The sequence below is a fragment of the Hydrogenophaga sp. 2FB genome (assembly GCF_005503365.1).
Taxonomy (GTDB): Bacteria; Pseudomonadota; Gammaproteobacteria; order Burkholderiales; family Burkholderiaceae_C; genus Hydrogenophaga.
In genome coordinates, this window is sequence record NZ_SCML01000027.1 from 59,070 (window position 1) to 85,049 (window position 25,980).

Genomic DNA, 25,980 nt, shown 5'->3' on the forward strand with positions numbered 1-25,980 from the left:
GGTCAGGTTCGGACGGTAGCGATGACCGGGTGGTCCACCGTATGCCGAAGAAGCTTGTATGGGAAGCCCGCTGCCTCGTCGAGCGCCTTGGTGGCGTTGGCGCTCGGAGCAGGCTCTATACGTCGCAAATGCCTACTTGGGGCAGCTTTCCGCAGGAACGCCCAGCTCATCGAGAATTTGATCGGTGTGCTCGCCCAGGCGCGGTGGCCCTTGGCGGGGCCCCAAGGGACGCCCGTTCCACTTGAAGCCGATCGAAGGCACGTGCAGCATGGCGCCGGTGCGTCGATCCGCCACGAGTTGCTGCACGCCCCGCACCGCCATATGAGGTTCGCTCAGGATTTCCCCGAGATTTCGCACACGGGCCACCGGCACGTGGGCGTCGGAAAACCGGGTCTCCCACTCGCTGGCCGATCGGGTGGCCAGGCGCTGCGCCAGCAACGCACGGAAGGCATCGACATGTTGGCCGCGCGCTTGGGGTGTGGAGAACCGCGGGTCGGCCGCCGCTTCATCGGCCCCCAGCACCTGCATGGCACGCTGAAACTGCCCCTCGTTGTTCGCCGTCATCGACAACAGGCCATCGGCGGTCGGGAAAATGCCCGACATGGGGCTGCCACTGGCGGCGGTGTTGCCGTTGGCGCGCGGCGCGATGCCGGCGTTCTTCAGCACCGACACCGTGGAGGCCATCGCGACCAGCGTCGCGTCGAGCATGGCCACGTCGATGCGCTGCGGCTGCCCGGTGCGGTCCCGCTCCATCAAAGCGGCCAGAACGGCGAACGCGCCGTGCACGCCGGTGAGGTAGTCCACCATCGGCGGGCCAATGCGGTTGGGCACATTCTCTGGCGAGCCGGTCAGCATCGTGACGCCGCTGGCGGCCTGCACCACGTGGTCGTACGCCGGGCGGCGGCTCATCTCGCCGTCCTGCCCGTAGCCCGAGATGGAGCAATACACCACATCCGGATTGCGCGCCTTCACCGCCTCATAGCCGATACCGAGGCGGTCCGCGACGCCGGGCGCGAAATTCTCGACGACGATGTCGCACAGGTCGGCCAAGGCCAATGCGCAATCAAGCCCATCGGACGTGCTGAGATCGACCACGATGGAGCGCTTGTCCGCGTTCTGCGCCACGAACTGGGCCGACAAATCCGGTGCATCGAGGACGGCTGCGCCTTCGCGCGCCCAGTCCCCTCCTCCCGGCTTCTCGACCTTGATCACGTCAGCGCCCAGGAGCGCCAACTGGTAGGTGGCGTACGGGCCCGACAGCACGGTGGTGAAGTCGAGCACACGAACGCCTTTCAACGGCGCCGGACGGCTGGGCGTCGAGCCCTCGGTATGCGTGGCGGTCAAGTCAGTCCACCTTCAAATGGAGTTGCTGCGCCAGCTGGCCCAGCCGTTCATGGTCTTTCTGCAAGGTGGCCGCGAACGCCTGGGGCGTGCCGTCGGCAACACTCAACCCGTGCCCCGCCAGCCGCGCCTTCATCGTGGGCTGCGACAGGATTTCGCGCACGTCTCGGTTGACCTTGTTCACGATGGCCTCCGGCGTGCCCGCGGGCGCGAACATGCCGAGCCAGGGGATGACGGGTGCGTAACCGGGGATGACCTCGCCCAGCGACGGCACGTCGGGCAGATCGGGATGGCGATTCGGGCCAGCCGCCAGCGCCACCACCTTGCCGGCCTTGATCTGCGGCAGCAGCACGGCCGATGTTTCCTGCTGGAGCTGCAAACGCCCGCCCATCACGTCGGTCAACACCGCCGGCGCGCTCTTGTAGGGCACGTGCTGCGCCTGCAGCCCGGTGCGCTGCTTGATGGCTTCCATGTTCAGGTGCGGAACCGTGCCGTTGCCCGCCGTGCCGTAGTTGAGCGCGGTCGGATTCTTCTTGCTGTAGTCGATCAGCTGCGCCCACGTCTTCACGCCCAGTTGCGGGTTTGCCACCACGATGAAATCGGGGTAGGCCACATTGACGATGGGCGCGAAATCGCGGCGCGGGTCGTACCCCACATTGGCATACACGTGCGGGTTCACCGCCATCGCCGCCATCGCCGAGAACAGCAGCGTGTAGCCATCAGGCGCCGACCGTGCGGCGATCTGCGCACCCAGGCTGCCGCCTTGGCCGGGCTTGTTTTCCACCACCACGGGTTGGCCCCACTTGGTGGCCAGGCTCTCGGCGATCACGCGCGCGAGAACGTCCGTGACGTTGCCGGCGCCGTAGCTGACGACCAGGCGAACAGGGCGTTGCGGGTATGTCGTCGCATCGTTGGCGAGTGCAGCGCCGGTCCCTGTGAGCAGGGCGATGCCAATGCCCGCGAGCGCGATACGTCGGCGCTGCCAGTGGGGCGAGGTGGTGCGGTGTGGGCTTGTCATGTCGTGTCTCCGTGTGGTCGTCGAGCCATCCGTTTCGTGGCTGCGCACGGTGCGATTGTGGTGTGGCACAAATTTCCTTGGAACTATTGGTTTTGAAGTACGCCATTCCATTTCGGAATAGTATGGGCGGCATGTCGACCCCCTCTCGCCTGGACCATTTGCGTGTGCGCCACCTGCGCCTGCTCGACCTGATCTCGCAACACGGCTCGTTGACGGCGGCCGCGGAATGCCTCGGCATCAGCCAGCCCACGACGACGAAGCTGCTGCAGGAACTGGAACGTGTGTTGCGCTGCACGCTGGTCGACCGCAGCACGCGCGGCGGCTTGTTGACCGACAGCGGGCGCCGCGCGCTGGAACGGGTTCGCCCGGCCATGCACGCCATCGACCTGATCCCGGACATGGTGAGCGCCGCGCCCGAGCACCCGATGGTGAGAATCGGCATTCTTCGACTGGCCGGCATCTCGATGGCGCCGGACCTGGTGCACCAGTTGCGCACCCATGGCCACATGCCGCGCCTCTATCTGCACGAGGACGCGGTGGCCAACCTGATGGATCAATTGTTCGACGGCGAGATCGACTGCATCATTGGCCGGCTGGACCCAAACTACCACGGCCAGCCCGTGGACACGCTGGACATCACCCAACTGGGGAACGACCCGTACGAGATCGCATGCGCACCCGGCAATCCACTTTCGCGCAAACGCTCGGTGCCACTGTCGGCCCTCGTGGGCGCGCCCTGGGCGGTGGCGCCGCGCGGGACCTATACGCGCCAAGCATTCGACATGGCATTCATGAGCCAGGGCATCCCGGCCCCCATTCCCGTGATCGAGTCGCCCTCCTTTCACGCCAGCTTTGCCGTGATGTCACGCAATACCGATTTCCTCACCATTGCGCCCATGAGCTCGGTGCGCTACTACGCCGATCTCGGCAAGGTGCGCCCGATCCGGCTGAGCACGCCATTTCCACCGGACCGCATGGTGTTTGTCACGCGGCACGATTTGCTGACGATCCCGGCCGTGCGCGACATCAAGAACAGCCTGATCGAACTCACGAGGACGGTCCCGGTTCCGGCGCGATAGTTGCTTTGTCCTTAGGGCAAATACTGTGCCTTGCCCACCAAGTTGCTCCAAGCCCAGAACTACAATGATTTCGCCGCCCGTGCCACCCCGGCACGCATATTCAAAGGTTGATCTATGAAGACATTGCTGCTGTCACTGAGCCTGATTGGCGCCGCTGCCCTGGTGGGTTGCGGAAAAACCGAAGCGCCCAAACCCGAGGCCGCTGCACCGGCCGCCGCACCTGCGACAGCCCCCGCGCCAGCGCCGGCCGAAATGCCGGAACTGAAGGTCGCCATCGACCCGACCTATGAACCCTTCACGTACAAGACTGCCGATGGCAAGCCCACCGGCTTCGACGTGGACATCGCCAGCGCCCTGTGCAATGAAATCAAGCGCAAGTGCGTGTTTGTCGAACAGGTGTGGGACAGCATGATCCCCGGCCTGCAAGCCAAGAAGTACGACGCCATCATCAGCTCCATGTCGATCACCGAAGAGCGCCTGCAAGTGGTGGACTTCACCGACAAGTACTATTTCACCCCCAGCCGCATCGTCGTCAAGACCGGCACACCGTACACCGACCCGAAGTCGCTCAAGGGCAAGAAGATCGGCGTGCTCAAGGGCAGCACGCAGGAGAAATACGCCATGGGTGAGCTCAAGCCTGCAGGCGCCAGCATCGTTCCCTACGAAGCACAAGACCAGGTCTATCTCGACATCAAGTCGGGTCGTCTGGACGGCACGGTGGCCGACCAGGTGGAAGTGAACGGCGGTTTCCTGCGCAAGCCTGAAGGCGCGGGCTACGGCTTCGTCGGCCCTGTGCTCAACGAAGCCAAGTACTACGGCACTGGCGTCGGTGTGGCGCTTCGCAAGGGCGAAACCGCGCTCAAGGACCAGCTCAACGCCGGCATCAAGGCCATCCGTTCCAACGGCGTCTACGACACCGTCGCCAAGAAGTACTTCGACTTCGACGTGTACGGCAACTAAGCCGTTCCGTGTTGTCCGGCTACTTCGCCTCGATCCTGCAAGGCGCCCTCCTCACGGTGGGCGTCTCACTGGCCGCCCTCGTGGTGGCCATTTTGCTGGGCCTGCTGGGTGCGGTGGCCAAGCTCTCGGGCCGCCCCCTTCTCGTGGGGCTGGCCACGGTCTACACCACACTGGTGCGGGGCGTTCCCGAACTGGTGCTGATGCTGCTCATCTTCTACGGCGGCACCATCGGGCTCAACCATTTGCTGGCCGCGATGGGCAGCAAGTCCTCGATCGACATCAACCCGTTTCTGGCGGGCATGCTCACGATCGGCTTCATCTACGGCGCCTACATGACCGAGACGTTTCGCGGCGCCATTCTCTCGATTCCCAAAGGCCAGATGGAGGCCGCCTGGGCTTTCGGCATGGGCCCGGTGCGCACCTTCATGCGCATCTCCGCACCCCAGATGGTGCGCTACGCCCTGCCCGGCTTCACCAACAACTGGCTGGTGCTGATCAAGGCCACGGCGCTCGTCAGCCTGATTGGTCTGCAGGAAATGACCTACCTGTCCAAGCAGGCCAGCGCGGCCACGCGCGAACCGTTCACGTTCTTCCTCTTCGCCGCGGCCTTGTTCCTCATCTACACCTCGGTGTCGTTGTGGGCCTTGCGCTGGCTGGATCGGCGTTTCAGTCTGGGCGTGAAACGCGCCAATACCTGAGCACCAACGCATGAAGTGGGAAGTCATCTTCCAATCCAAGAACCTCGCCATGTATGGCGACGGTCTGGTCACCACGCTGTGGTTGCTGCTGTCCTCGCTCGGTGTGGGCACCGTGCTCGCGGTGCTGTTTGCGCTGGCGTTGACGAGTTCGATCGCGCCGCTGCGCTGGATCGTCGGCGCCTATACCTATGTGATCCGCGGCACACCACTGCTGATCCAGCTCTACATGATCTATTACGGCCTGGGCCAGCTCGACTGGATCCAGGCGCGCTGGGACACGGTGTGGCCCTGGACGCACTTCAAGGAGCCCTTCTTCTGCGCCCTGCTCGCCTTCAGCCTGAACACGGCGGGCTACACCGCCGAAATGCTGGCCGGTGCGATCCGCGAGACCTCGGCCGGCGAGATCGAGGCCGCGCAGGCCATGGGCATGAGCCGTGGCATGGCCATGCGCCGCATCGTGCTGCCCAGCGCCATCCGCCGCACGCTGCCGGCCTACAGCAACGAGGTGGTGATGATGCTGCATGCCACCAGCCTGGCCAGCACCGTGCCCGCCATGCTCGACGTGACCGCCGCCGCGAGCCGCATCTATTCGGACTACTATCTGCCGTTCGAGGCCTACATCTTCGCGGCCGCGATCTACCTCACCATCACGTTCAGCCTGGTGGGCATGTTCAAGCTCGCGGAACGCCGCTTCCTCGCCCACCTGGCGCCACGCGGTCACTGAAGAGCGTGGCAAGGTTTGCCCCATGCAACGCATCGAATACCCCCTGCTAAGCCCGAGCCTGGGCAGCCAGAAGACCCTGGTCGGTTTTCACTATGGCACGCCAGGTGCGCGCCCCAAGGTTTACATCCAGGCCAGCCTGCACGCCGAGGAATTGCCCGGCATGCTGGTCACCCACCACCTGCGCCAGTTCCTGGACGCCGCTGAAAAGGCCGGACGTTTGCAGGGTGAGGTGATCCTGGTGCCCGCCGCGAACCCGATCGGGTTGAACCAGCGCCTGCTCCACCGGCCCGCGGGGCGCTTCGAGTTCGGCACAGCCGAGAACTTCAACCGCCACTATCCCGACATGGCCGCCGCCATACTGGCCGACGCCACGCCTCTCATGGGCGAAGATCCGAACGCCAACGTGGCCACGGTGCGGCGACTGGTCGGCCAATGGCTCACCCAGTGGCAACCCACGAGCGAACTCGAGAGCCAGCGCCGCCAGTTGCTGCTGCTGTCTCACGACGCGGATCTGGTGCTGGACCTGCACTGCGACATGGACGCGGTGATGCACCTCTACAGCGAAGAAGCCTGCTGGCCCGCGTTCGAACCCTTGGCCCGCCTGCTCGGCTGCCAGGCCGTTCTGCTCGCGCACGAGTCGGGCGGTGGCCCGTTCGACGAACGCCTCTCGGGCCTGTGGTGGCAACTGGCCGCCGCGTTGAAGGCCGCGGGTGTGAACGCGCCCTTGCCACAGGGCTGCGCCAGCACCACAGTGGAGTTGCGCGGCGAAGGCGATGTGTCGCACGACCTTGCACGCCAGGACGCGCGGGCCATCGTCGCATTCCTCGAACACGCGGGCGCGCTGGCCACGGCCACGCGCCCCACCCTGCCACCCATGGCCTGCCAGGCCACGCCGCTGGCAGGCTCGCAGACCCTGCGCTCGGCGTTGCCGGGTGTGCTGGTGTTCCTGGCCCGGCCCGGCGCCACGCTGGCCGTGGGCGACGTGGTGGCCGAAGTCATCGACCCCACCGCCACCGGCCAGGCGCGCGTGCACAACGTGCATGCCGAAGTGGCCGGCGTGCTCTACGCCACCGTGCGCGAGCGCTATGTGGTGGCCGGCGGTGAAGTCGGCAAGATCGCGGGCGCCACACCGTTTCGCTCGGGCGACCTGCTGGGCGCTTGAGGTTTCCTTTTTATTCCGGGCATCGACCACCATGACTGCAGAACCCAACGCCACCCGAACGCCCGGCCGCCCCCTGCTGGAGGTCCAGGACATTCACAAGCGCTTCGGTTCCAACGAAGTGCTCAAAGGCGTGTCGCTGCAAGCGCGCGCCGGCGACGTCATCAGCCTGATCGGCAGCTCGGGCTCGGGCAAGAGCACGCTGCTGCGCTGCATCAACCTGCTGGAAAACCCGAACAGCGGGCGCATCGTGCTCGGCGGCGAAGAGCTGCAGCTCAAGGCCGACCGCCATGGCGAGCTGCGCGCGGTGAACGCGGCGCAGCTGCAGCGCCTGCGCACCAAGCTGGCCATGGTGTTCCAGCACTTCAACCTCTGGGCCCACATGACGGTGCTGCAGAACATCATCGAAGCGCCGGTGCACGTGCTGGGTGTCCCGAAAGACAAGGCCGTCGAGACCGCGCGCCGCTACCTGGAGCGCGTGGGCTTGCGCGACGTCGAAGACCGCTACCCCTCGCACATGAGCGGCGGCCAGCAGCAGCGCGTGGCGATTGCGCGGGCGCTGGCGGTGGAGCCGGATGTGATGCTGTTCGATGAGCCCACCAGCGCGCTCGACCCCGAACTGGTGGGCGAGGTCTTGCGCGTCATGCGCCTGCTGGCCGAGGAAGGCCGCACGATGGTGGTGGTGACGCACGAAATGGGCTTCGCGCGCGAGGTGTCGTCGCACCTCATCTTCCTGCACAAGGGCTGCATCGAGGAACAGGGCGTGCCCAAGGAAGTGCTGGCGCGGCCCAAGAGCGAACGGCTGGCGCAATTCCTCTCGGGCAATCTGAAATAAACCGGGCCTCTAGGGCCTGAGCTCAAGCGTCGAGCGCCACTGCTCGGGCTTCATCGTCAGGGTGCGGTACTGCACGGCCACCCAGGTGTCGCTCATGTCTCGGTACCGGCCCGAAAGCACATTGCCGCTCTGCCCGGTCTGGTAGATGAAGCGCGAGTTGTCCATGTCGGCCAGGTCGTAGACCGCGCGCAGGCTGGCGGCGTGGCGGTTGGCAAAGGGGGCGTCCGCCTTGTCCAGGTGGTACTGGCCCACGTTCACCGTGAACGGATCGCCCCCCGTGGGGGTGCGCACCTCAAAGAGCTTTGCCAGCGGCTTCACATTGCTGAAGGGACGGTGGATCGAGATGGCCGGGTGGGCATTGCCCCAGCGCCAGGTCGACACGTCGTTCCCATGCGCGGCCTGCAGCCGGTTGAGCGCATCGGTCAGTGCCAGACCGCTGGCCGCGGCGCAGCGCGCTGCGCCACACCAGTTCGCGTCGTCGCGCTCCAGAATGCCTTCGACCCCGCTTCGGAACAGCCGCTTGCCGTACATGCCCGCGAACCGTTCCTGCCCCACGCGCTCACCCACCGTGCGGCGCGTGAAGGCGTCGACCCATGCGGTGTAGATCAGCGGCGCAGCCGCGTCGGCCCGCATCTCGCCCTTGAAGTCGCGCAGCGCGGCCTGTGCGGCGGCGGCCAGGGGGTGGTCCGAGTTCGCTTTCTGCAGGAACGGCAACAGGCGCACCGTGGCGGCCGCGTATTGGTCGGCGTGCATGGCCTGGAAGGATTCCAGCGTGTGCTTCGGCGTCTGCTCCAGCATCGCCTCGATGCGCTCCTGGCGGTACGGCGCGACCCAGTCCTGCGTGAGGAAGTGCGGGTAGTCCGCGGCGTGGATGCGCTGGTTGGCGGTGGCGATCCAGCCGCGCGCGGCGCCGTCGTCCTGCGGCGTTTCCTCGTAGGGAATCCAGCCCGTCCAGTCGTAACGCGTGTCCCAACCCGGCGCGGGCGCAATGCCGCGAATGTCGTTCTCCGGTGCGCGCACCGGCACCTTGCCCGCGGCCTTGAAGGCGATGCGGCCGGTGCGGTCGGCCATCACCACGCTCTGCATCGGCGAGTGGAAGTCGCGGAACGCCTTCAGCAGATCGTCGACCGACTGGGCACGGTTCGACTCCATCGTGGCAATCACGTTGCGGTTGTCGGTATCCAGTGCCGTCCAGCGCAAGGACAGCACGAACCGGCCCGTGTCCAGAACCTTGCCATGGATCGCCTGCGCGTCGCTGAGCACCGGGCCGTGGCGCGTGCTGCGCACCATGTGGCTCACGTCGGGCTCGCCTTTCACCTGGATGGTTTCCATGCGCAGACCGAAGTTGGCCCAGGCGGGTTCGCTGCCGGTGGATGGCACGCGGTACTGCGCCGGGTTGGCCGGATTGATCTGTTCGAGGTAGAGGTCCTGCACGTCGGGCGCGGTGTTCGTGAAGCCCCAGGCCGCTTGCTCGGTGCGGCCCAGCACCACGAAGGGCGTGCCCGGCAGCGTGGCGCCGATCACGTCCATGCCCTTGACGCCATCGGCATCGGGCGCCTGCAGGCGCGCGAAGTACCAGATGGCCGGCGCGCTCAGCCCCAGGTGCGGGTCGTTGGCCAGCAGCGGCATGCCGGATGCGGTGCGCGAGCCGTTCACCACCCAGTTGTTGGAGCCCTTGCCGTCGCTCTGGCCCAACTCGTTGGCCCAGCGCTGCATGTCGGCGCCGATCTGTTCGCGCACGGAGGCGACGATACCGGTGGACGTTTCAGAAGCCGGCGCGGCCGATGTCGTGACGGCCTTGGTGCGGTAGACGCCGAGGTCGCGGTACAGCCTGGCGAGGTCGGCCGTGGCCGCGGGTCGCTCCCCGGGATACGGCGGGAGCAATTCCCACAGGGCCTTGGTGTCGATCGCTTCCAGTGCGGACAGCCGCGCGAACTCGGTGCCCCAGTTGCCGCCGAGGTCCAGCGCCATCATCAGCGACCAACCCACGCTGTCCAGCGGGTCCCAGTAGCGGCCGGCCCGCGCGTCTTCGCGCGGGTCGATGCCAAGCAAGAGGAACTCGGGTGAGAGCGCCTGGTCGGTGTGGGCGAAGAACGCGTTCACGCCCTCGCTGTAGGCCTGGAGGGCCAGCTTCGCATCGCTGGGCAGGCCCTCGAACTGCCGGCGCGCGGCCTCGCGAATACCCAGCGTGCGCATGAGCTTGTCGGTCTCTAGCGTGTTCGGGCCCAGCACCTCGGACAGCGTGCCGCGCATCACGCGGCGGTTGAATTCGAGCTGCCAACCGCGTTCCTGCGCGTGCACGTAGCCGATGGCCATCCAGGCGTCGCGCGGGCGGCTCGCCAGCACGTGGGTGACGTCGCTCGCGTCGCGCTGCACCTTGACCGGTGCGGACAGGCCCGTGAGGTTGAGGCTGCCATCCATCTTCGGCAAGGAGCGGAAAGCGTAGAAAGCCAGCAGCGCCGCGCAGGCCACCACGAGCAACAACAACAGGGCAAAGAGTCGTTTGATCCAGCGCACGGAATGTCTCCAGGAGTTGTGCTGTCGTCATCCGCGCCCATGGGGGCGCGTGCCGCGGCCTTCGCGGTTACCCGCGGATGCCGCCAGGGCCCATCGCGGCGTTGCCATCCACGAGCCGGAACGCAATGGTGGGCGCGCTGAAATCGCTGAAGGGCGCGCCCATGGCGATTTCGCCGTCGCTGTGCAGCAGACATTCCTGCCGGCGCAAGGCGATGACGTGGTCGCCCCCCACGAAGCGCACCCAGGTGCCGTAGCTGCTGATGTCTTCGAGCACGTAGTTGCCCGAACGGATGTCGATGGAGGCGTGCAGGCGCGAGACGCGCGGGTCGCTGACGACAAAGTCGGCTTCGGGCACACGGCCGATCTTCATCGGCAAGTCGGTCAGATTGAAGGCCTGGCCGGTGTCCAGCCAGGTCAGTTCGATGCCGCCGTATACCGCATCCTTCGCCGGCCCGAGCGCTTGCAGATCGGCCGGCAGCGTGAGGAATTCGGACAGCATCTCGGGTTGCCACTCGATGCGAAACACCTCGCACGGCTCGACCCTGCCCTTGATGCGCATGGGACCCAGGCTGCGGCTGCGCACGTTGTTGCGCGGCCCGAGTTTGCGGATGACGGTGTCGGTGGCCATGATCTGCTCGGGCCCGGCCAGGTCGCTCAGCCGAGAGGCGACATTGACGGCGTCCCCGAAACAATCGCCATCGACCACGACCACCTGACCGCGCGCCATGCCGATCTGCATCATGAGCTTGAGGCGGTCGGGCCATTGCAGGAGCCGCTTGGCGTGTTCCTGCTGGATGTTCAGCATGGCGTCGACGGCCTGGCGGTTGTTGGCGAACGACATCAACACGCCGTCGCCCAGCATCTTCACCACGGTACCGCCGCCCTCGGCGCCCATCGAACCGATCCACTGGGTCAGTTTGGTGACGGCCTTGGTGGCACGGTCGTTGCCCAGTGTTTCAAACACCGAGACGCTACCGGTCAAATCCACGAAAGCAATGGTCAGTTCAGCCATAGGACGCAAGGAATAACGTCCGAATTACAACACACCACCCCCGGGTATCTGGATGGGGCGCAATGGTCGGATGAATACCACCGATGTGCACGGACCGTTCGGACACCACAAAAGTGTAAGAAGGTATTAACAGCTCAGGAAATAATTCAAAAGTCGGCGGTAAGCGACTGATTTATTTGTTGTTTTTTTAGTTCGTGTCACCGTTTCGGGATTGCGGTGTTGTACTTCTGGGGGGTATCCTGCATCCAATTGATACAAAGTCGCTGAGGCCACTTCCATGCGCTGGTTCAAACCCGGTATCCGCAACAGCATTTCCGCACTTCTGAGCCCAGAGGTGCGCAAGGATTCGCCCGAATCCCTGGAGCCTGTGCGCGAAGCCATGTTGGCGGTGCTGGGCGAAGAAGGCGCCAAGGCCAACCCGGAGCTCACGCGCAAGCTCCGGTACGTGCGCGATGCACACGGTCTGTGGTACGCCCGCGCCGAAATGGTCGCCGTGCTGAGCCGCCTGCATGGCGAGGCGCTTGCGGTGCATCGAGTGCAGAGCCTCTCACCGGTGTTTCAGGGGCTCATCCCCAAGAGCCTCATGGACGCCAGCCGCACCCGGCGTTAAGGCGCCCTCAGGGGATCACCCCCAGAAGATCAGGGCGTCACGCCCTTCCACCAGCAGATCCACCTTGCGCCCCACGGGCAGCAGCACCTTGGTGGGCACGTGGCCAAACGGCAGGCCGGTGAACACCGGCGTTTTGGTGCGCGTGCGCAGCCAGTCGATCACCGTTTGCAGTTTGAAGCCGCGGTCGTAACCCGGCACCAGCTTGAAGCGGTTGAACGAACCCATGAGCACCGCCTTCTGCTTGCCGAGGATGCCGGCATTGAGCAACTGCGTGAGTTGCCGCTCGATGCGGTAGGGGTGCTCGTTGGCGTCTTCCAGAAACAGAATGCCGCCTTCAATGGCCGGCAGGTGTGGCGTGCCGACCAGTGCGCAGATCACGTTCAGGTTGCCGCCCCAGAGGGTGGCGCCGTTCACCTTGAGGCGGTAGGGCTTGTCGGGGGTGCTTTTGCTCTGGAGTGCCTTGCCGTCCGACACCGGCAAGCGCCAGCCCGCGCCTTCGCCGTGGCCGACCAGCAGGTCGTCGAAGCAGGCTTCCATGATCTCGTCGGGCGCCTCTGCGCCGAAGTCTTCGCCCAGTGCCGGGCCGGCCCAGGTGGTGGCACCGGTCTTGGCCAGCAACGCCATCTGCAGGGCCGTGAAATCGCTCAGGCCCACGAACTGCGTGCCGCGCTCGATGGCCTTGGTGATGGCCTTGAATGGAAGCTCGCCCACGATGCGCGTGAGGCCATAGCCACCGCGCGAGATCAGCGCCACGTCGGCGCCGCTGGCAGCGGCCCGGCCGATCGCGGCCAGGCGCGTGGCGTCGTCCCCGGCGAAACGCGTGTGGCTGCTCAGCGCCGTTTCGTCGATTTCCACTTCGTGGCCCAAGGCCTTGAGGCGCGCCACACCGCGGCGGAAGGCGGCCTTGTCGCGCACGGCGCTGGAGGGGGAATAGATGTAGATGTGGCGCGGGCCGTGGCTGTGACTGTGGTCGTGACCGCAGGTGGGGCTGCAAACGTGATCGTCGAGGCTCATGGCTTGGAAGCAGGCAAAGGGTGGGATTATCGCGGGGCGAAATGGCGCACGGCGGCCTGGGCAATGACCTCGCCATGTTCCTGCACGAAATGGCCAGCTTGCGGCAGCAGCATCGGCGGCGGGCAACCGCGAATCGATGTGTGCAGCGCGCGCATGACGGGCTCACCCAGCACCGGGTCTTGTTGCCCGATCACCATCAGGCTCTGGCCTTGCCATTGGGTCGACCAGAAGTCGCGCGCGCGCCGGCTGATGGCCGCGCCGTCGTCATTTGCGTGCTCGGGCACCATGGGGGGAAAGGCGCGCAGCGCGGCGCGGTGGCCCCGATCGGGAAACGGTGCGTTGTAGGCCGCGCATTCTTCCGCCGACATGTGCGGGTTGCCGCGCGCGAACAAGCGCGCCACGTCGAACTCCGGGTTCTGTTCGCACATCTTGCGCCAGGCCAGGAAGCCGGGCGACAGCGGAGCCTCACCCGTGACCAGGGTGGTGTTCATCACGAGCAGGCCGGCGTAGCGCTGCGGGGCTTCCATGGGCAGGGTGAGGCCGAGCAGGCCGCCCCAGTCCTGCACCACCAGCACCACGTGGCGCAGGTCGAGGCGCTCGATGAATTCGAGCAGCACCTGCCGGTGCCAGTTGAACGCGTGTGCGCTGTCCTTCTTGGGTTTGTCGCTGCGGCCAAAACCGATGAGGTCGGGCGCGACCACGCGCGCGCCACTGGCGAGCAGCGTCGGGATCATCTTGCGGTACAGGTAGCTCCACGCCGGGTTGCCGTGCAGACAGAGCCAGGTCAATGGCGCGCCCGTCTTCGGCCCTTCGTCCAGGTAGTGCATGCGCAGACCCGCCAGCGCCGGCAAGTCGCTCACATGGTTGGGCACCCAGGGGTAATCCGGCAGCGCGTTGAAGCGCTCGTCGGGCGTGCGCAGGGCGTCGTCGCGCAAGGGATGAGGGTTCACGCGGCGCTCCTTGAAAAAACCGCGCAGCAGTTGCGCGCCCTCCTCGGCCAGCACACCGCCCTGCACCACGGTCTGGTGGTTGATCTGCGGATGCCCGAACAGGTTGAGGACCGAGCCTGCGGCGCCGGTCTTGGGATCGGCCGCGCCGAACACCACGCGCGCCAGACGGGCATGCAGCATCGCGCCGCTGCACATGGCGCAGGGTTCCAGGGTCACGTAGAGAGAACAGCCATCGAGCCGGTAGTTGCGCAGGGCCTGCGCGGCGGCGCGCAAGGCGACGATTTCGGCGTGAGCGGTGGGGTCGAGCCCGTCGATGGGTGCGTTGCGCCCGGTGGCGATCACCTGGCCGTCCTTCACCACCACGGCACCCACCGGCACCTCGCCATCCTCTCCTGCGGCACGGGCTTCGGCCAGTGCCAGGCGCATCCAATGGGCGTCGTCTGGGGCGGGCGTATCGGGCATGCGGCGAGTGTAGGTCAGCGTCCACGTCCCACCTTGTAAAATACCGTCGGGTGTTCGCGCCGCATGTTGCGGCGAAACAGGTTCATGCGCTGGTCGGGCCGCCGCGCAGGATTGCCACGACCTATGAACCAACAAGCTTCTCGGCAGACCCTGCCTCGCGCCCAGATCCTGGCCGAGCGCGCCTTCTCAACCCTCGAGCGCTTCCTGCACATCGAAGCCGTCAGCGGCATCGTGCTGCTGCTGGCCGCGGCCATTGCGCTGGTGTGGGCCAACTCGCCCGCGGCAGCCAGCTACCACGCGCTGTGGCACGCACCTCTGTCGATCGGCCTGGGCAGCCATGTGGTGTCCCAGTCGCTGCACTTCTGGATCAACGACGCGCTGATGGCGGTGTTCTTCCTGGTGGTCGGCATGGAAATCCGGCGCGAGATCCACGAAGGCGCGCTGGCCAGTTTCCGGCTCGCGGCCTTGCCGCTGGCCGCTGCCCTGGGCGGCGTCCTGGTGCCCGCGCTGATCTATGTGGCGTTCAACAGCGACCCCACCCAGCTGCGCGGCTGGGCGGTGCCCACGGCCACCGACATCGCCTTTGCCGTCGGCGTGCTGGCGCTGCTGGGCCGCTCGATTCCAGGCAACCTGCGCGTGTTGTTGCTGGCGCTGGCGATCATCGACGACATCGTGGCCGTGCTGATCATTGCGCTCTTCTACTCGGGCGGGCTGGACTTCAGCGGCCTGCTGGTGGCCGGCATGGGCATGCTGATGGTGCTGGGCCTGCAACAGATCGGCGTGGGCTCGGCTTGGGCCTACATCGTGCCGGGCGCGGTCTTGTGGGTGGGTCTGCTGCAGACCGGCGTGCACCCCACGCTCGCCGGCGTCGTGCTGGGTCTGATGACACCCGTGCTGCCAGGGCGCATGCGCGAGCGGCCGCTGGACATGGCCACCCGCGCGGTCCATGACCTGAACACACGCACCGACCTCACGCCGCACGAACTCGCGGGGCCATTGAAAGAATTGCGGCAGGCGCAGCGCGAGGTGCTGCCACCCGTGACCCGCGTGCAGATGGCGCTGCACCCCTGGGTCGCGTATGGCGTGATGCCGCTGTTCGCCCTGGCCAACGCGGGCGTCACGCTCGACGGCGTGGACCTCAGCCAGAACGGTGCGCAGGCGGTGACGGTGGGGGTGCTGCTGGCGCTGGTGCTGGGCAAGCCGCTGGGTGTGCTCGTGGCGAGCTGGCTGGCCGTGCGCCTGGGCTGGTGCCGCCTGCCCGAGGGCGTGACCTGGTCCGGCGTGTGCCTGGTCGGCCTGCTGGCGGGCATCGGCTTCACGATGTCGATCTTCATCGCGACGCTGGCCTTCGACAACGCCAACCTGCTCAACGCCGCCAAGCTGGGTGTGCTGCTGGCGTCGCTGATGGCGGCCGTGCTCGGTCTGACCTGGGGGTTCTTGCTGGCACGGCGCGAGCGCCGGCTCGCACCTCTGGCATGATCGCGGGCTATCCTCGTTTTCCCTGATGCCACAAGCCCCCCAAAGACGTTGGGAGCTGGATGCCCTGCGCGGCCTCATGCTCGTCCTGATGACGCTGACCCATATGCCGACGATGTATTCGTTGCCATCGGGCCAGCCGTTCGGCTTTGTCTCGGCGGCCGAGGGCTTTGTGTTTCTTTCGGCCTTCATGGCCGGCCGCGTCTATGGCAAGCGCGCACGGCGCGACGGCCTGCAAGCCATGCAGGCGGCTTTTCACGAGCGCGCGCTCAAGCTCTACCTCTGCCAGCTGGCCTTGCTGCTGCTGGCGTTCACGCTCATTGCGTGGCTCGGCGTCCACAACCGCCAGGGTGGCGTGACGGGCTTGCTGGAGTTTCTGTTCATCGACCCCAAGGCCGCGGTCGTGGGCGCCGCCCTGCTGGTCTACAACCCGCCGCTGCTGGACATCCTGCCGATGTACATCGTGCTGATGCTGGCCAGCCCCTGGTTGCTGCGCCGCGGCCTGCGACACGGCTGGAGCGGCATGCTCATGGTCAGCGGCCTGGTCTGGCTGGGCGAACAATGGGGCCTGGGCCAGGCCTTGTACGGCGCGGCGGTGGAGCTGACGGGCCTGTCCATTCCCTACAAGGACACCGGCGCCTTCCACTGGACGGCCTGGCAGGCCCTGTGGATCGCCGGCCTGTGGCTCGGCGCACGCACCGAACCGCTGCCGCGCATGCCGTTGTGGCTGCTGGTGCCGGCCGCGTCGTACGCGCTGGGCATGCTGGCGTGGCGGCACATCGCCGGCCAGGCGCCCCTGCCCTGGTTGCCGGCCGTCGACATGCTGCTCAACAAATGGTCGCTCGGGCCGATGCGCGTGTTGAACTTCGCCAGCGTGTTCATCGTGCTGGTATCGGCCGGCCCCTGGCTGGTTCGGGTGCTGCCACGCGTGCAGCCGCTGGAGCTGCTGGGGCGGCACTCGCTCTCGGTGTTCTGCGCCCACATCGTGATCGCGCTGTTCACCCTTGCCTTCTTCGGATCGACCCAGGTGGTCCGACCCTGGAGCACCGACGTCACCTTGCTGCTCGCCGCGTTCGCGGGCCTGTTCGCCGTGGCGCTGCTGGGTGAAGAGCGCGATCGCAAGGGTTGGCAGGGCATGTTGCCGTTCTTGAGCGCGCGCTCGACAACCCACTAGGCCAGCGGGAACTTTCGGGGCCTCTCACGCCCCCACACAAGATGAGCCAGGCCGAACGCCAGTGGGAACTCGATGCCCTGCGCGGTCTGATGCTCGTGCTGATGACGCTCACACACCTGCCCACGCGCCTGGCCGACCCACTGGGCCAGCCACTGGGCTATGTGTCGGCGGCCGAGGGTTTCGTGCTGCTGTCGGCCTACATGGCGGGCCGGGTGTACTCGGCCGCGGCGGACGACAAGGGCCCGGAGGCGATGAAAAGGGCCTTCTTCAACCGCGCCCTCAAACTCTACGCCTGCCAGCTCGCGCTGGTGCTCTTCGCGTTCACCGTCATCGCCGGCATCGGCGTGGCGCTGCGCGAGGGGGCTGTGACCGATCTGCTGTCCTTCTTTCTGGAACGGCCCGTGGTGGCCACGCTGAGCGCGGGCCTGCTGCTGTACAGCCCGGCGCTGCTCGACATCCTGCCGATCTACATCGTGTTCATGCTGCTCAGCCCGCTGGTGCTGCTGCACGGCATGGCGCATGGCTGGCGCACGGTGATGGCGTTCAGCCTGCTGTTGTGGGTGGGCGCGCAGTTCGGCCTGGGGCCGGCGTTCTACGGTTGGGCCACGGGCTGGTTTGACCTGCCGGTGCGCTACCAGGACATGGGCGCCTTCGAAATCTTTGCCTGGCAGTTCCTGTGGGTTCTCGGGTTGTGGCTGGGCACCCAGCACAGCCAGCCCGATCACCCGCCCACACGCTTCCCGCGCTGGATGGTGCTGCTGGCCATTGCACTCGCACTGGTGGGTTTCGTGTGGCGCCACGCGGTCGGCCAAACTCCGATGCCCGACGGATCGCCGGTCAACCTCATGTTCGACAAGTGGCACCTCGGCCCTTTGCGCCTGATCAACCTGCTCGCGCTGATGGTGCTGGTGATGCATTTCGCGCCCTGGCTCCAGCAGCACCTGCCGCGCTGGCGCGTGCTGGAAACCCTGGGCCGAGCGGCCTTGCCGGTGTTTTGCGCGCACCTGGTGGTGGCCCTGCTGGCACTCGCGGTGTTCGGGCCTGTCAAACCCGGACGACCGTGGTCGGTGGACGGACTGGTGCTGTTCGTCGGCTTCTACACGCTGTGGGTGACGGCGCGCGCGTCGTTGGCGTACGACCACAGGCTTGCCGAGCACCGCACCCGGCGGCGCAAACGCGCGCTCAGCTCTTCAGGTGTTGGGCAATGACGCGTTGCCAGATGGTGTAGCCGTCCGCGTTGAGGTGCAGGCGATCGCCCAGGAACAGTTCGGGGCGGGCCTGGCCGTCGGCACCCAGCATGGGCGAGAACACGTCGATGAAATCGAGCTGGGGTTCGATCTGGCTGTAGGCCTTGATCATCGCGTTGGTCTCGCGCACGGCGGCGAGCATGCCCGCGCGCGACGGGCTGGGCTTGATGGAAACGAAAGCGATGCGGGCCTGGGGCAGCTCGGCCTTGACCGATTGCACGAAGTCGGCGAACCGCTGCGTCACGGCCCACGGCGACACGCCCTCGGCCAGATCGTTTTCACCGGCGTACACCACCACCAGGCGCGGCTTGTACGGCAGCACCAGCCGGTGGACCAGCTTCACGCAATCGATCAGCTGGGAGCCGCCAAATCCGCGCTTGATCACCACCGGATGGTCGGCGAAGCTGGTTTCGAGGTCGTTCCACATGCGGATCGACGAACTGCCCACGAACACGACCCCACCGGGCTGGGGCGCCTGGCGCAGGTCGGCGGCGGCGAAAGCCTCCATGCTGGCCGTCCAGCGGGGGTCGATGGCCGCCAGTTGCAGCGTTGCCGGCGGTGCGGCGGCGGGGACGGGGACGCTGACCGGCTTCGGTGGCTCGGCGAATGCGCCTTGGGCGATGCCAGCCCCCAGCACGCAGGCCAGGATGAGGTTCCGGATGAAGAACGCAGGGCGCGACGGACGGGGAAAGGTGTGGGGCAAGGCGGACATCGGAGGTTGAGGCGCTGAATGGACCCGCCACAGGCCCGGAAAGTTCAGACGTCAGCAGTGTAAATAAGCGTATTTTTCCCGTCTATCAGGGGTTGGCCTCAGGCAACACCGCCGGCCAGCCCAAGCCGGCGCATCCAGCCCGCCAGGGCGCGTTCGTCGGGGTTGCCGACATCGTAGGCGGCCAGCAGGGCGGCATGCGACTCGGGCCGGTGCTGGTTGATCTTCACCTTGCATTGCAGTTCGGTGACACGCAGCTCGAACGCCACGATGCCCTGCGCCATCTTGCGCTGGTAGTCCTCGTCCAGGCCGCGCCATTGGTCCGCATAGGCCGGGTCGTGGTCGTGGATCAGGTGCTTGAGCAGGCGGTCCTTGTCGTCGAAGTGGTCCAGCAGCCGTGCCTGCACCGTGGCGTGCACCGCGAGGTAGTTCCAGGTCGGCACGCGCACCAGGTCCGGGTAGACGCGCGGCGTCATGTAGGCGTGCGGGCCGAGAAAGCTCACCACGGCCTTGGGGCGGGCCTGCAGGTAGCGCCCGTGCGGGTTGGGCTTGGCGCAATGGCCCAGCAGCGTCAGACCGCCCTCTTCCTCCAGCAGGTGCAGCGGCAAAGGCGTGACGAAAGGCAGGCCGTCGTCGTCGACCGAGATCAGGCTGGCGAAGGGGTGGGCGCGCATCAGCTCCAGGGCGATCGCGGGGTCCTTGGCGGCGAATTGGGGTGGCAGGTACATGGCTGCCATCATGCATGATGGCCCTGGTGTTCAGGCGCCGTTGGGGACCACCAGCACGTCGTTCTCGGCGATTTCGAGCATGCGTTGCGCCACGCTGCCCAGCAACAGGCCGAGCACACCGCCGCGCTGCTTCGTGCCCAGCACGACCAGATCGTCCGGGTGCTCCTGTCCGTGGGCGTTGAGCAGCATGCCGGGGTCGCCGTGCTCCAGCCAGGTCCGTAGCCGTGCGTGCGTGCTCTCGGGGAGCTCGCAAGACCGAATGAAGTCTTCGGCGTCGCGTTCGGCTTGCGCGAGGCCATCGGCGCGCACCTTGGCCTGGTCCACCCCACCGATGGCCGGGTAGGGGTTGTCGAAGGCATGGAACAGCGTGAGTTCGGCGTCGGGGAACAGGTCGTTGGCCACGCGCCGCAGCGTGTGTCGCGAGGCCGGCGAGAAATCGCTGGCCACGATCACGTGGCGGTACGGTGCACGCGCGCGGTTGCGCACCACCAGCAGGGGCACGGGCGAGCGGCGCACGAGGGCGTCGACGGTCGAGCCCAGCACCACGCGGCTCAAGGCCTCGTTGCGCGCGACGCCGGTGACGATGAGCCCGCAGCCCTCGGCCGTGGCCACGGTGAGCACCGTGTCGGTCACCGGGCCCTGCTCCACCATGGGCATGAGTTGCAAGTCGTCTTCGCCCACCAGGTCCGCGCGCAAGCGGCGTTCGGCGCGCACCTTGCGCATGCGGTCGCCACCGATCTGCCCGGTCGCACGCGCCAGCACCGAGCTGGCCGCTTCGACGGGCTCGTTCTCCACCACGGTGAGCGCGATCAGGCGGGCTTGCCATTGGCGGGCGGTCAGCACGGCGCGATCGAGCGCGCGGTCGCTGCGGCTGCCGAGGTCGGTGGCCAGCAGGATGTGGCGAGGGACGGCGGGCAGGTTCAAATCAAAGCTCCTTTCGGGCATGCAAGGGCTGATGCAATACAGGCGCTCACCATAACCGCTCTGCAAGCATGGGGCTGCGGCGGCCTTTGAGCTGGATCAACTATCCACAGGGGCTGCCCACCGCGCAAGCAAGCTGCGATGATGGGCACATCATGAACGCGCTGTTCAACCACCCCGCCATCCAGAGCCTGGTGCTGCCCCCGCTGATGGCGTGGCTCGCGGTCTGGCTGCTCGCCCGCATGGCGGGCCCGCGCTGGGCGCCACTGGGAGCGGCCCTGGGCTTGCTGGCGGCGCTGGCGCTGTTGCCCGGGTTCGACTGGCCCGCCCTGTCGCGCGTGCAGAAGCTGCCCTGGATCGTGCTCCTGGCCACCCTGATGGCCGGGGCCTGGCTGTGGTTCGCGCCCGGGCAGAACACCCACCGCCTGCGTGGCGTGGTGCTGTCCGCCGCCTTGACGGTGGCCGCGCTGGGCCTGGCCGCCGTGGGCGGTCTCGGCGGCTCCTTGCTGCTCGCGCAACTGGCACTGATGGTGGCGGCGACCACGGCGGTGCTGGGCTTGTGGGTGTGGTGGCGGCCCGCGTCGGGCTTGCGGGTGCCGCTCGCGGCGCTCCTGCCGGCCTTCGTTGCCGCGCTGCTCATTGCCCTGTCCTTGTTCAGCGCGCAGCCGCCCCAGGGCTCTGCGGGCGAAGACGATCTGTACTACACCCCGCAGTGGAGGTAACGCCATGCGCAGGGCAAAAACATGCGAAGTGATCACGCCCCCCATGCCGAAGGCCGAGCCTTCTTCCGCGGTCCCCGCGAGCGCCACCGACATTCCTGACGATTGGCCAGCGCTGTGGCTGCAGATGCTCCAGGCAGCCGCCTCGCCCCACCCAACGCAACGGCTGACCAACCCTTCCGGCCACAGTTGGGCGCTTGTAGGCCCGTTCAGCGAACGCAGTGTTGCCTTGTTCAAGCTCTACAAGCCGCTGCTCGATGCGCGCACGGCCCGGCTCGCATCGCCCTGGGTGGTGGCCCAGATGGGCCAGAGCCTGGATGGCTTCGTCGCCACCGCCACGGGCGACTCCTATTACGTCAATGGCCCACACGGCCTGCTGCACCTGCACCGCCTGCGCGCGCTGTGCGACGCGGTGATCGTCGGCGCGGGCACGGTGGCGATCGACAACCCGCAGCTCACCACACGCCGCGTGCCAGGGCCGCAACCGGTGCGGGTGGTGATGGACCCCTCGGCGCGGCTCGATGGCCAGTCCCGCGTGTTCCGCGATGGCCAGGCACCCAGCCTCTGGGTGTGCGATGCGCGCCATGCGCCGCAGGCCCGGGCGCGCCTGGGCGAACCGACGGGGACTCAACCGGCCGAGGTGCTGGCGGTGGACGGCCTGCTCGACGACACCGCCATCTGCCGGCCGGAACGCGCCGTGGCCGCATTGGGCCAACGCGGCCTGCGCATCCTGTTCGTGGAAGGCGGCGGCACGACGGTGTCGCGCTTCTTCAAGGCCGGCGTGCTGGACCGCCTGCACCTTGTGGTGGCCCCGGTGCTCATCGGCAACGGCCGCCGCGGCCTGCAGGTGCCGGCACACGACGTGATGGCCGACTGCCCGCGCCCACGCGCGCGCACGCTGGCGCTGGGCGAAGACATGCTCTGGGATCTGGACCTGCGCCCCGCTGCGCTTCAATGAGGCGGCAAGGCCAGCAGATCGACATGCCCCACGCGCAGGCGGCTGTCGGCCACGGCGGCTTGCCGTCTTTCGCACCATGCCTGCAGCGTGGCCTGTGACGCCGGATCCTGCTCGCGCGCCGCGGCCGCCATGCCACCGATCAGCGCGCGCTGCAGTGCGGCGGCCTGCGGTTGTTCGTGGCCATCGAGCACCCAGTCGCTTGAAGTGGTGAACACGCGGTAGCCGGCAGCGCGCAACGCACGCCGGCAGGCCGCGATCGCGTCCGCGCCCAACGCTGGGCCAAACCCCTTGTCACGCCGCTGGTGGGCGCGAAAAAGGCGGTCCACGGTGGCGTCATGTGGGTCCTGCGGCGTCCATTGGTGCCTGCCATCGACACTGAGCGCGAACAGCAGCGCCGCGCGCGCGGCGATGGCGTGGGCCACGAGCCGCTGCAGCCATTCGGCGCTCACCAGATCCAGCAGTGCCGAGGCCGTGACGAGGTGGGCCGCGTGCCAGGGCAAGGTATCGAGTTGCCGCGCGAGATCGGTCTGCTGGCGCACCGTGCTGGCCTGAAAACCGGCGCCCGAAAAATCCCACGGAATGCGCCGCAGCAAAGCGGCATCGTGGTCCACCATCAACCACTGCTGCGGCCCGCCCAGCCGGGGCGCGAGCCAGCGCAGGTTGGCGCCGGTGCCGCAGGCCAGATCGATCACGCGCCAGGGCGAGCCCTGTGGCGGCGTCAGCCGGGACAGCAATTGCATACGCCCTGCAGCCCCGTTGCGCGCGGCGCTGTCGAAGGGTTCGCGTTGTTGAAGCCAATCGGCGCTGAAGGTCTCCTTGCGGCTCATACCACGCCTTCCAGCACCGCGGCAAAAAGCGCCGCTTGCTGCGGCCACGTGGGGAGTTGGCCCGCCGCTGCTCGAGCACCGGCGGCCAGGTGCTCGCGCAGCGCGGGTTCGGCAATGACCCGCGCCAGCGCAGCTTGCAAGCTCGGCACGTCGCCCGCAGGCACCTGCAGGCCTGCCGCGCTGGGCAGCGTGTGGGCCAAGGCGCCGCCGTCGGTGCACACCACCGGCAGCCCGTTCGCGATGGCCTCGGCCACCACCATGCCGTAGCCCTCGTACAGCGAAGGCAGCACGAAGACGTCGGCCGCGCCGTAGTGCGCGTGCAGCGCCGCACCGGGCAGTTCGCCGTGCCAGACCACGCGCTCGCCCAGCGGCTGGGCTTGGGCCTGCAGGCGCGCGGCGGTGCCAGGGTCACGCTCGGCGCTGCCCACGAGGTGCAGCACCCACGGCAGATGCACGAGGCCTTCCAGGGCCTGCAGCAGCACAGCGTGGCCCTTGCGGGGCGTGAGCGTGGCCACGCAGAGCAACTGCACCGGGCCGTCTGGGCGGGGACTGGGACGTGGCAACGAGGGATCCGTGCCAGGCTCCACCACGGCAATGTCGTCAGGGCGCACACCCAGGGCCACTACCTCGGCCGCCGTGCTGTGGCTGACCACGACTACCTGCCGCGCGAACTGCAGCGCCTGCGACTCGCTGGCCCGCAACTGCGCGCTGTCGTTCGCGCTCAGCCCCGTTTCCAGGTGCAGCGGGTGGTGCACCAGCGCCACCCAGCGCAGCCGCCCGGCGTGTGGACGCACGGCATCGGCCAGGCAACCGAAGGCCAGACCATCGGCGACCACCAGGGCGCCATCGGGCAAGGCGGCGATGCAGGCCGACGCGGCGGCGAGGTCGGGCGCACCGGGGTGCGGCCAGGTGCCGTGCAATTCGTGCACGTCCACCGACCAGCCCAGCTCCCTCAGCGCCAACACCAGCCGCCGGTCGTAGGTGTAGCCGCCGGTGGGTGTGTTCCAGTCGCCCGGAATCAGGATGTGGCAGGCGCGCACTGGCATATGTTCAGGCGCCCTGCACCGGCAGTGCGCCTTCGTAGGCGGCCCAGGCCACGTGCGATTCGTGCAGCGTCACGCGCATGTGTTGCAGACCGCTGGACGACGCGGTGGGTGCGGCGTGTGGCCCCATCGCGCCGGCGGCGATGCGCGCGGCGATGCGGTCGAAGACCACCCGCGCGAGAAATTCGGTGGTGGTGTTGCGGCCCTTGAACTCGGGCACCTCGTCCAGGTTGCGGAAGTTGAGCGCTGCGAGTTCATCGCGCAGCACCTGCGTGGCCAGGCCGATGTCGACCACGATGCCATCGGCGTCGAGCGCCTCGCGGCGCAGTTCGAGGTCGACCACGTAGGTGGCGCCGTGCATGCGCTGCGCGGGCCCGAACACCTCGCCCTGGAAGCTGTGGGCGATCATGAAATGGTCTCTGACGTTGACGGCGTACATCGGTGTGAAGTCCTAGGGTGGTGGGGGATAGTCGATGCGCTGGCACAGCGTGTCGGGCGCGTCGGGGCCAGCCAGGCGCGCGAGTACCCGCGGCAGTTCGGCGAACGGTGCGGTGTCGGTGATGAGTTGGTCCAGCACCGGTTCGGTGAGCAGCGAGAGCGCCAGTTCCAGCCGCTGGCGGTGGCTCCAGCGGTCACGTTGGCGCGCGGCGACATGGCCAACCTGCGAGCTTTTCAGCGTGAGCCGCTGCGAGTGAAAGGCCCCACCCAGCGGCACGCTGACGGGGCGGCTGCCATACCAGCTGAGTTCCAGCACAGTGGCCTCGAAGGCGGCCAGGCCCAGCGCGGTGGCCAGGCCGGCGGCCTGCGCGCTGGTGTGGATGACCAGATCGGCCTGGGGCTGCGCCTGCTCCGGCAGGGCAAAGCCCGCGCCGAGCGCGGCCGCGATGCCCGCGCGCGACGGGTTCGTGTCCACCACCTGCACCGTGCCCTCGGGCAGGCGCGCGGCCAGCCAGGCCACCAGCAGGCCGAGCGTGCCACCGCCGACCACGGCAATGTGATGGCCCGGGCTGGGGTTGGCGTCCCACAGCGCGTTGATGGCGGTTTCCAGGTGGGCGGCTAGCACGGCGCGTGGCGCGGGCACACCGGGCGGCAGCGGCACCACCGCCGAGCCCGGCACCTGGAACACGGTCTGGTGCGGGAACAGGCTGAACACCGTGCGGCCCAGCAACTCGGGGGGGCCGGCCTCGACCACGCCCACGTTCACATAACCGTACTTCACCGGACCGGGAAACTCACCGGCCTGGAATGGCGCGCGCATGCGCTGCGCCTCGCTGGCCGGCACCTCGCCGCGAAACACCAGGCCTTCGGTGCCCCTGCTCACCCCGGTGTGCAGGGTGCGCACGCGCACCTCGCCCTCCGCCAGGGCGGGCAGCGTTTCGCTGCGGATCTCGGCCTGCCCGGGCGCGACGACCCAGCAGGCCTGGGCGGTTACCAGGGATGCATCAGCGACAAGGGACATGAACGAAAGGGCGAAAGTGGTGTCGGAGGAAGAGAGCGTGCATGATCGCCGAGAACCCGGTGCCTGACCACGGACGAACCCGATGCCGATGAAAACCGCCAGCCCATCCCACGCCTCCCACAACGACCTGACGCAGGACGTCGGCGCCCTGCGCCGGGACGCCGCGCGCGACCTGATCGCGGTGGCCGCCGGGGTGGCGGCGCTCGCGTGGTTCATGGGCGACATGGCCGGTCTGGGCATCGACTACCGCCTCAAGGCCCTGCTGGGCTTCGCGGCCGGCGCGGGGCTGGTCTGGCACGCGCTGCCCAGCCACCCCCACCCGCGTTTCGGCCCCGCCAAC

The 25,980-nt window shown here is 67.6% G+C and carries 26 protein-coding genes; 13 read left to right on the forward strand and 13 right to left on the reverse strand.

All coding sequences use genetic code 11. The features are described 5' to 3' along the window. Positions 1–132 precede the first annotated feature (132 nt). Entirely contained in the window at positions 133–1,344 is a 1,212-nt protein-coding gene (locus FFS09_RS16830; RefSeq protein ID WP_137920051.1) for a CaiB/BaiF CoA transferase family protein, read from the reverse strand. 1 nt (position 1,345) lies between these two features. Beyond that, positions 1,346–2,359, reverse strand: a complete 1,014-nt coding sequence (locus tag FFS09_RS16835; RefSeq protein WP_171020067.1) for a Bug family tripartite tricarboxylate transporter substrate binding protein — start codon at positions 2,357–2,359, stop codon at positions 1,346–1,348. A gap of 131 nt (positions 2,360–2,490) precedes the next feature. On the opposite strand from FFS09_RS16835, the gene FFS09_RS16840 reads away from it, so the two are divergent. The 6 genes from FFS09_RS16840 (at position 2,491) to FFS09_RS16865 (ending at position 7,814) form a co-directional block, all read left to right on the forward strand. After that, positions 2,491–3,438, forward strand: a complete 948-nt coding sequence (locus tag FFS09_RS16840) for a LysR family transcriptional regulator (RefSeq protein WP_171020068.1) — start codon at positions 2,491–2,493, stop codon at positions 3,436–3,438. Positions 3,439–3,552: 114 nt separating this feature from the next. After that, positions 3,553–4,398, forward strand: a complete 846-nt coding sequence (aotJ, locus tag FFS09_RS16845) for an L-arginine-binding protein AotJ (RefSeq protein ID WP_137920054.1) — start codon at positions 3,553–3,555, stop codon at positions 4,396–4,398. Positions 4,399–4,406: 8 nt separating this feature from the next. After that, entirely contained in the window at positions 4,407–5,096 is a 690-nt protein-coding gene (locus FFS09_RS16850) for an ABC transporter permease (protein ID WP_171020069.1), read from the forward strand. 10 nt (positions 5,097–5,106) lie between these two features. Further along, positions 5,107–5,820, forward strand: a complete 714-nt coding sequence (locus FFS09_RS16855) for an ABC transporter permease (RefSeq protein ID WP_137920055.1) — start codon at positions 5,107–5,109, stop codon at positions 5,818–5,820. 22 nt (positions 5,821–5,842) lie between these two features. Then, a complete protein-coding gene (locus FFS09_RS16860) occupies positions 5,843–6,982 on the forward strand; it encodes a succinylglutamate desuccinylase/aspartoacylase family protein (protein ID WP_137920056.1) in 1,140 nt (379 codons plus the stop codon). Positions 6,983–7,013: 31 nt separating this feature from the next. Further along, entirely contained in the window at positions 7,014–7,814 is an 801-nt protein-coding gene (locus tag FFS09_RS16865) for an ABC transporter ATP-binding protein (protein WP_137920057.1), read from the forward strand. A 9-nt stretch (positions 7,815–7,823) separates the two neighbouring features. Here FFS09_RS16865 and FFS09_RS16870 read toward each other — a convergent pair whose 3' ends face one another. Beyond that, entirely contained in the window at positions 7,824–10,331 is a 2,508-nt protein-coding gene (locus FFS09_RS16870) for a penicillin acylase family protein (RefSeq protein WP_137920058.1), read from the reverse strand. A gap of 67 nt (positions 10,332–10,398) precedes the next feature. Next, entirely contained in the window at positions 10,399–11,343 is a 945-nt protein-coding gene (locus FFS09_RS16875) for an adenylate/guanylate cyclase domain-containing protein (protein WP_137920059.1), read from the reverse strand. A 277-nt stretch (positions 11,344–11,620) separates the two neighbouring features. On the opposite strand from FFS09_RS16875, the gene FFS09_RS16880 reads away from it, so the two are divergent. Continuing rightward, the gene (locus FFS09_RS16880; RefSeq protein WP_137920060.1) at positions 11,621–11,953 is read left to right on the forward strand and encodes a hypothetical protein; all 333 of its coding nucleotides are present in this window, start codon (positions 11,621–11,623) and stop codon (positions 11,951–11,953) included. A gap of 15 nt (positions 11,954–11,968) precedes the next feature. Here FFS09_RS16880 and FFS09_RS16885 read toward each other — a convergent pair whose 3' ends face one another. Continuing rightward, complete coding sequence (locus FFS09_RS16885; protein WP_137920061.1) at positions 11,969–12,967, reverse strand: LD-carboxypeptidase; 999 nt, start codon at positions 12,965–12,967, stop codon at positions 11,969–11,971. Between the two features lie 26 nt (positions 12,968–12,993). After that, a complete protein-coding gene (gene tadA, locus FFS09_RS16890) occupies positions 12,994–14,379 on the reverse strand; it encodes a tRNA adenosine(34) deaminase TadA (protein ID WP_252374408.1) in 1,386 nt (461 codons plus the stop codon). A gap of 123 nt (positions 14,380–14,502) precedes the next feature. Between tadA and nhaA the strand changes: the two genes are divergently transcribed. The 3 genes from nhaA to opgC (FFS09_RS16905) are packed head-to-tail and all read left to right on the forward strand — an operon-like array spanning position 14,503 to position 18,237. Beyond that, a complete protein-coding gene (gene nhaA / locus FFS09_RS16895) occupies positions 14,503–15,858 on the forward strand; it encodes a Na+/H+ antiporter NhaA (RefSeq protein ID WP_171020070.1) in 1,356 nt (451 codons plus the stop codon). A 25-nt stretch (positions 15,859–15,883) separates the two neighbouring features. Further along, positions 15,884–17,029: an OpgC domain-containing protein gene (gene opgC, locus FFS09_RS16900; RefSeq protein WP_137920062.1), complete on the forward strand. Its 1,146-nt coding sequence runs from the start codon at positions 15,884–15,886 to the stop codon at positions 17,027–17,029. Between the two features lie 41 nt (positions 17,030–17,070). Next, complete coding sequence (gene opgC / locus FFS09_RS16905; RefSeq protein ID WP_137920063.1) at positions 17,071–18,237, forward strand: OpgC domain-containing protein; 1,167 nt, start codon at positions 17,071–17,073, stop codon at positions 18,235–18,237. Here opgC (FFS09_RS16905) and FFS09_RS16910 read toward each other — a convergent pair. The 3 genes from FFS09_RS16910 to FFS09_RS16920 all read right to left on the reverse strand — a co-directional run bounded on the left by FFS09_RS16910 (position 18,212) and on the right by FFS09_RS16920 (position 20,637). Beyond that, positions 18,212–18,988: an SGNH/GDSL hydrolase family protein gene (locus tag FFS09_RS16910; RefSeq protein ID WP_137920064.1), complete on the reverse strand. Its 777-nt coding sequence runs from the start codon at positions 18,986–18,988 to the stop codon at positions 18,212–18,214. The genes opgC (FFS09_RS16905) and FFS09_RS16910 overlap by 26 nt on opposite strands. Before the next feature lie 98 nt (positions 18,989–19,086). After that, positions 19,087–19,713, reverse strand: coding sequence for an FMN-binding negative transcriptional regulator (locus FFS09_RS16915; RefSeq protein WP_137920065.1), 627 nt, complete (start codon positions 19,711–19,713; stop codon positions 19,087–19,089). Positions 19,714–19,743: 30 nt separating this feature from the next. Further along, entirely contained in the window at positions 19,744–20,637 is an 894-nt protein-coding gene (locus tag FFS09_RS16920; protein WP_171020071.1) for a universal stress protein, read from the reverse strand. A gap of 152 nt (positions 20,638–20,789) precedes the next feature. Here FFS09_RS16920 and FFS09_RS16925 point away from each other — a divergent pair, with 152 nt between their 5' ends. Both FFS09_RS16925 and FFS09_RS16930 read left to right on the forward strand, forming a co-directional pair. Further along, complete coding sequence (locus FFS09_RS16925) at positions 20,790–21,356, forward strand: hypothetical protein (RefSeq protein ID WP_137920067.1); 567 nt, start codon at positions 20,790–20,792, stop codon at positions 21,354–21,356. Positions 21,357–21,360: 4 nt separating this feature from the next. Continuing rightward, a complete protein-coding gene (locus tag FFS09_RS16930) occupies positions 21,361–22,311 on the forward strand; it encodes a RibD family protein (RefSeq protein WP_137920068.1) in 951 nt (316 codons plus the stop codon). Here FFS09_RS16930 and FFS09_RS16935 read toward each other — a convergent pair. From FFS09_RS16935 to FFS09_RS16950, 4 genes are read right to left on the reverse strand one after another with little or no spacing between them, the layout of a single operon-like run. After that, on the reverse strand, positions 22,305–23,138 hold the full coding sequence (locus FFS09_RS16935; RefSeq protein WP_137920069.1) for a class I SAM-dependent methyltransferase: 834 nt from the start codon (positions 23,136–23,138) through the stop codon (positions 22,305–22,307). The genes FFS09_RS16930 and FFS09_RS16935 overlap by 7 nt on opposite strands. Next, positions 23,135–24,184: a glycosyltransferase family 4 protein gene (locus tag FFS09_RS16940; RefSeq protein ID WP_137920070.1), complete on the reverse strand. Its 1,050-nt coding sequence runs from the start codon at positions 24,182–24,184 to the stop codon at positions 23,135–23,137. Before FFS09_RS16940 ends, FFS09_RS16935 begins: the two co-directional genes overlap by 4 nt. A 4-nt stretch (positions 24,185–24,188) precedes the next feature. Next, positions 24,189–24,620, reverse strand: a complete 432-nt coding sequence (locus FFS09_RS16945; protein WP_137920071.1) for a 6-pyruvoyl trahydropterin synthase family protein — start codon at positions 24,618–24,620, stop codon at positions 24,189–24,191. Between the two features lie 12 nt (positions 24,621–24,632). Then, the gene (locus FFS09_RS16950) at positions 24,633–25,640 is read right to left on the reverse strand and encodes a zinc-dependent alcohol dehydrogenase (RefSeq protein ID WP_137920072.1); all 1,008 of its coding nucleotides are present in this window, start codon (positions 25,638–25,640) and stop codon (positions 24,633–24,635) included. Positions 25,641–25,722: 82 nt separating this feature from the next. Here FFS09_RS16950 and FFS09_RS16955 point away from each other — a divergent pair. Next, the coding region (locus FFS09_RS16955) for a hypothetical protein (RefSeq protein WP_212745116.1) at positions 25,723–25,980 on the forward strand (258 nt) is incomplete at its 3' end.

Excerpts from the sequence above, each read along its gene's own strand:
- FFS09_RS16835 (WP_171020067.1), bottom strand. The coding sequence starts at position 2,359 with ATGACAAGCCCACACCGCACCACCTCGCCCCACTGGCAGCGCCGACGT.
- FFS09_RS16840 (WP_171020068.1), top strand. The coding sequence starts at position 2,491 with ATGTCGACCCCCTCTCGCCTGGACCATTTGCGTGTGCGCCACCTGCGC.
- aotJ (WP_137920054.1), top strand. The coding sequence starts at position 3,553 with ATGAAGACATTGCTGCTGTCACTGAGCCTGATTGGCGCCGCTGCCCTG.
- FFS09_RS16855 (WP_137920055.1), top strand. The coding sequence starts at position 5,107 with ATGAAGTGGGAAGTCATCTTCCAATCCAAGAACCTCGCCATGTATGGC.
- FFS09_RS16860 (WP_137920056.1), top strand. The coding sequence starts at position 5,843 with ATGCAACGCATCGAATACCCCCTGCTAAGCCCGAGCCTGGGCAGCCAG.
- FFS09_RS16865 (WP_137920057.1), top strand. The coding sequence starts at position 7,014 with ATGACTGCAGAACCCAACGCCACCCGAACGCCCGGCCGCCCCCTGCTG.
- FFS09_RS16875 (WP_137920059.1), bottom strand. The coding sequence starts at position 11,343 with ATGGCTGAACTGACCATTGCTTTCGTGGATTTGACCGGTAGCGTCTCG.
- FFS09_RS16880 (WP_137920060.1), top strand. The coding sequence starts at position 11,621 with ATGCGCTGGTTCAAACCCGGTATCCGCAACAGCATTTCCGCACTTCTG.
- FFS09_RS16885 (WP_137920061.1), bottom strand. The coding sequence starts at position 12,967 with ATGAGCCTCGACGATCACGTTTGCAGCCCCACCTGCGGTCACGACCAC.
- tadA (WP_252374408.1), bottom strand. The coding sequence starts at position 14,379 with ATGCCCGATACGCCCGCCCCAGACGACGCCCATTGGATGCGCCTGGCA.
- nhaA (WP_171020070.1), top strand. The coding sequence starts at position 14,503 with ATGAACCAACAAGCTTCTCGGCAGACCCTGCCTCGCGCCCAGATCCTG.
- opgC (WP_137920062.1), top strand. The coding sequence starts at position 15,884 with ATGCCACAAGCCCCCCAAAGACGTTGGGAGCTGGATGCCCTGCGCGGC.
- opgC (WP_137920063.1), top strand. The coding sequence starts at position 17,071 with ATGAGCCAGGCCGAACGCCAGTGGGAACTCGATGCCCTGCGCGGTCTG.
- FFS09_RS16910 (WP_137920064.1), bottom strand. The coding sequence starts at position 18,988 with ATGTCCGCCTTGCCCCACACCTTTCCCCGTCCGTCGCGCCCTGCGTTC.
- FFS09_RS16915 (WP_137920065.1), bottom strand. The coding sequence starts at position 19,713 with ATGTACCTGCCACCCCAATTCGCCGCCAAGGACCCCGCGATCGCCCTG.
- FFS09_RS16925 (WP_137920067.1), top strand. The coding sequence starts at position 20,790 with ATGAACGCGCTGTTCAACCACCCCGCCATCCAGAGCCTGGTGCTGCCC.
- FFS09_RS16930 (WP_137920068.1), top strand. The coding sequence starts at position 21,361 with ATGCGCAGGGCAAAAACATGCGAAGTGATCACGCCCCCCATGCCGAAG.
- FFS09_RS16935 (WP_137920069.1), bottom strand. The coding sequence starts at position 23,138 with ATGAGCCGCAAGGAGACCTTCAGCGCCGATTGGCTTCAACAACGCGAA.
- FFS09_RS16940 (WP_137920070.1), bottom strand. The coding sequence starts at position 24,184 with ATGCCAGTGCGCGCCTGCCACATCCTGATTCCGGGCGACTGGAACACA.
- FFS09_RS16945 (WP_137920071.1), bottom strand. The coding sequence starts at position 24,620 with ATGTACGCCGTCAACGTCAGAGACCATTTCATGATCGCCCACAGCTTC.
- FFS09_RS16950 (WP_137920072.1), bottom strand. The coding sequence starts at position 25,640 with ATGTCCCTTGTCGCTGATGCATCCCTGGTAACCGCCCAGGCCTGCTGG.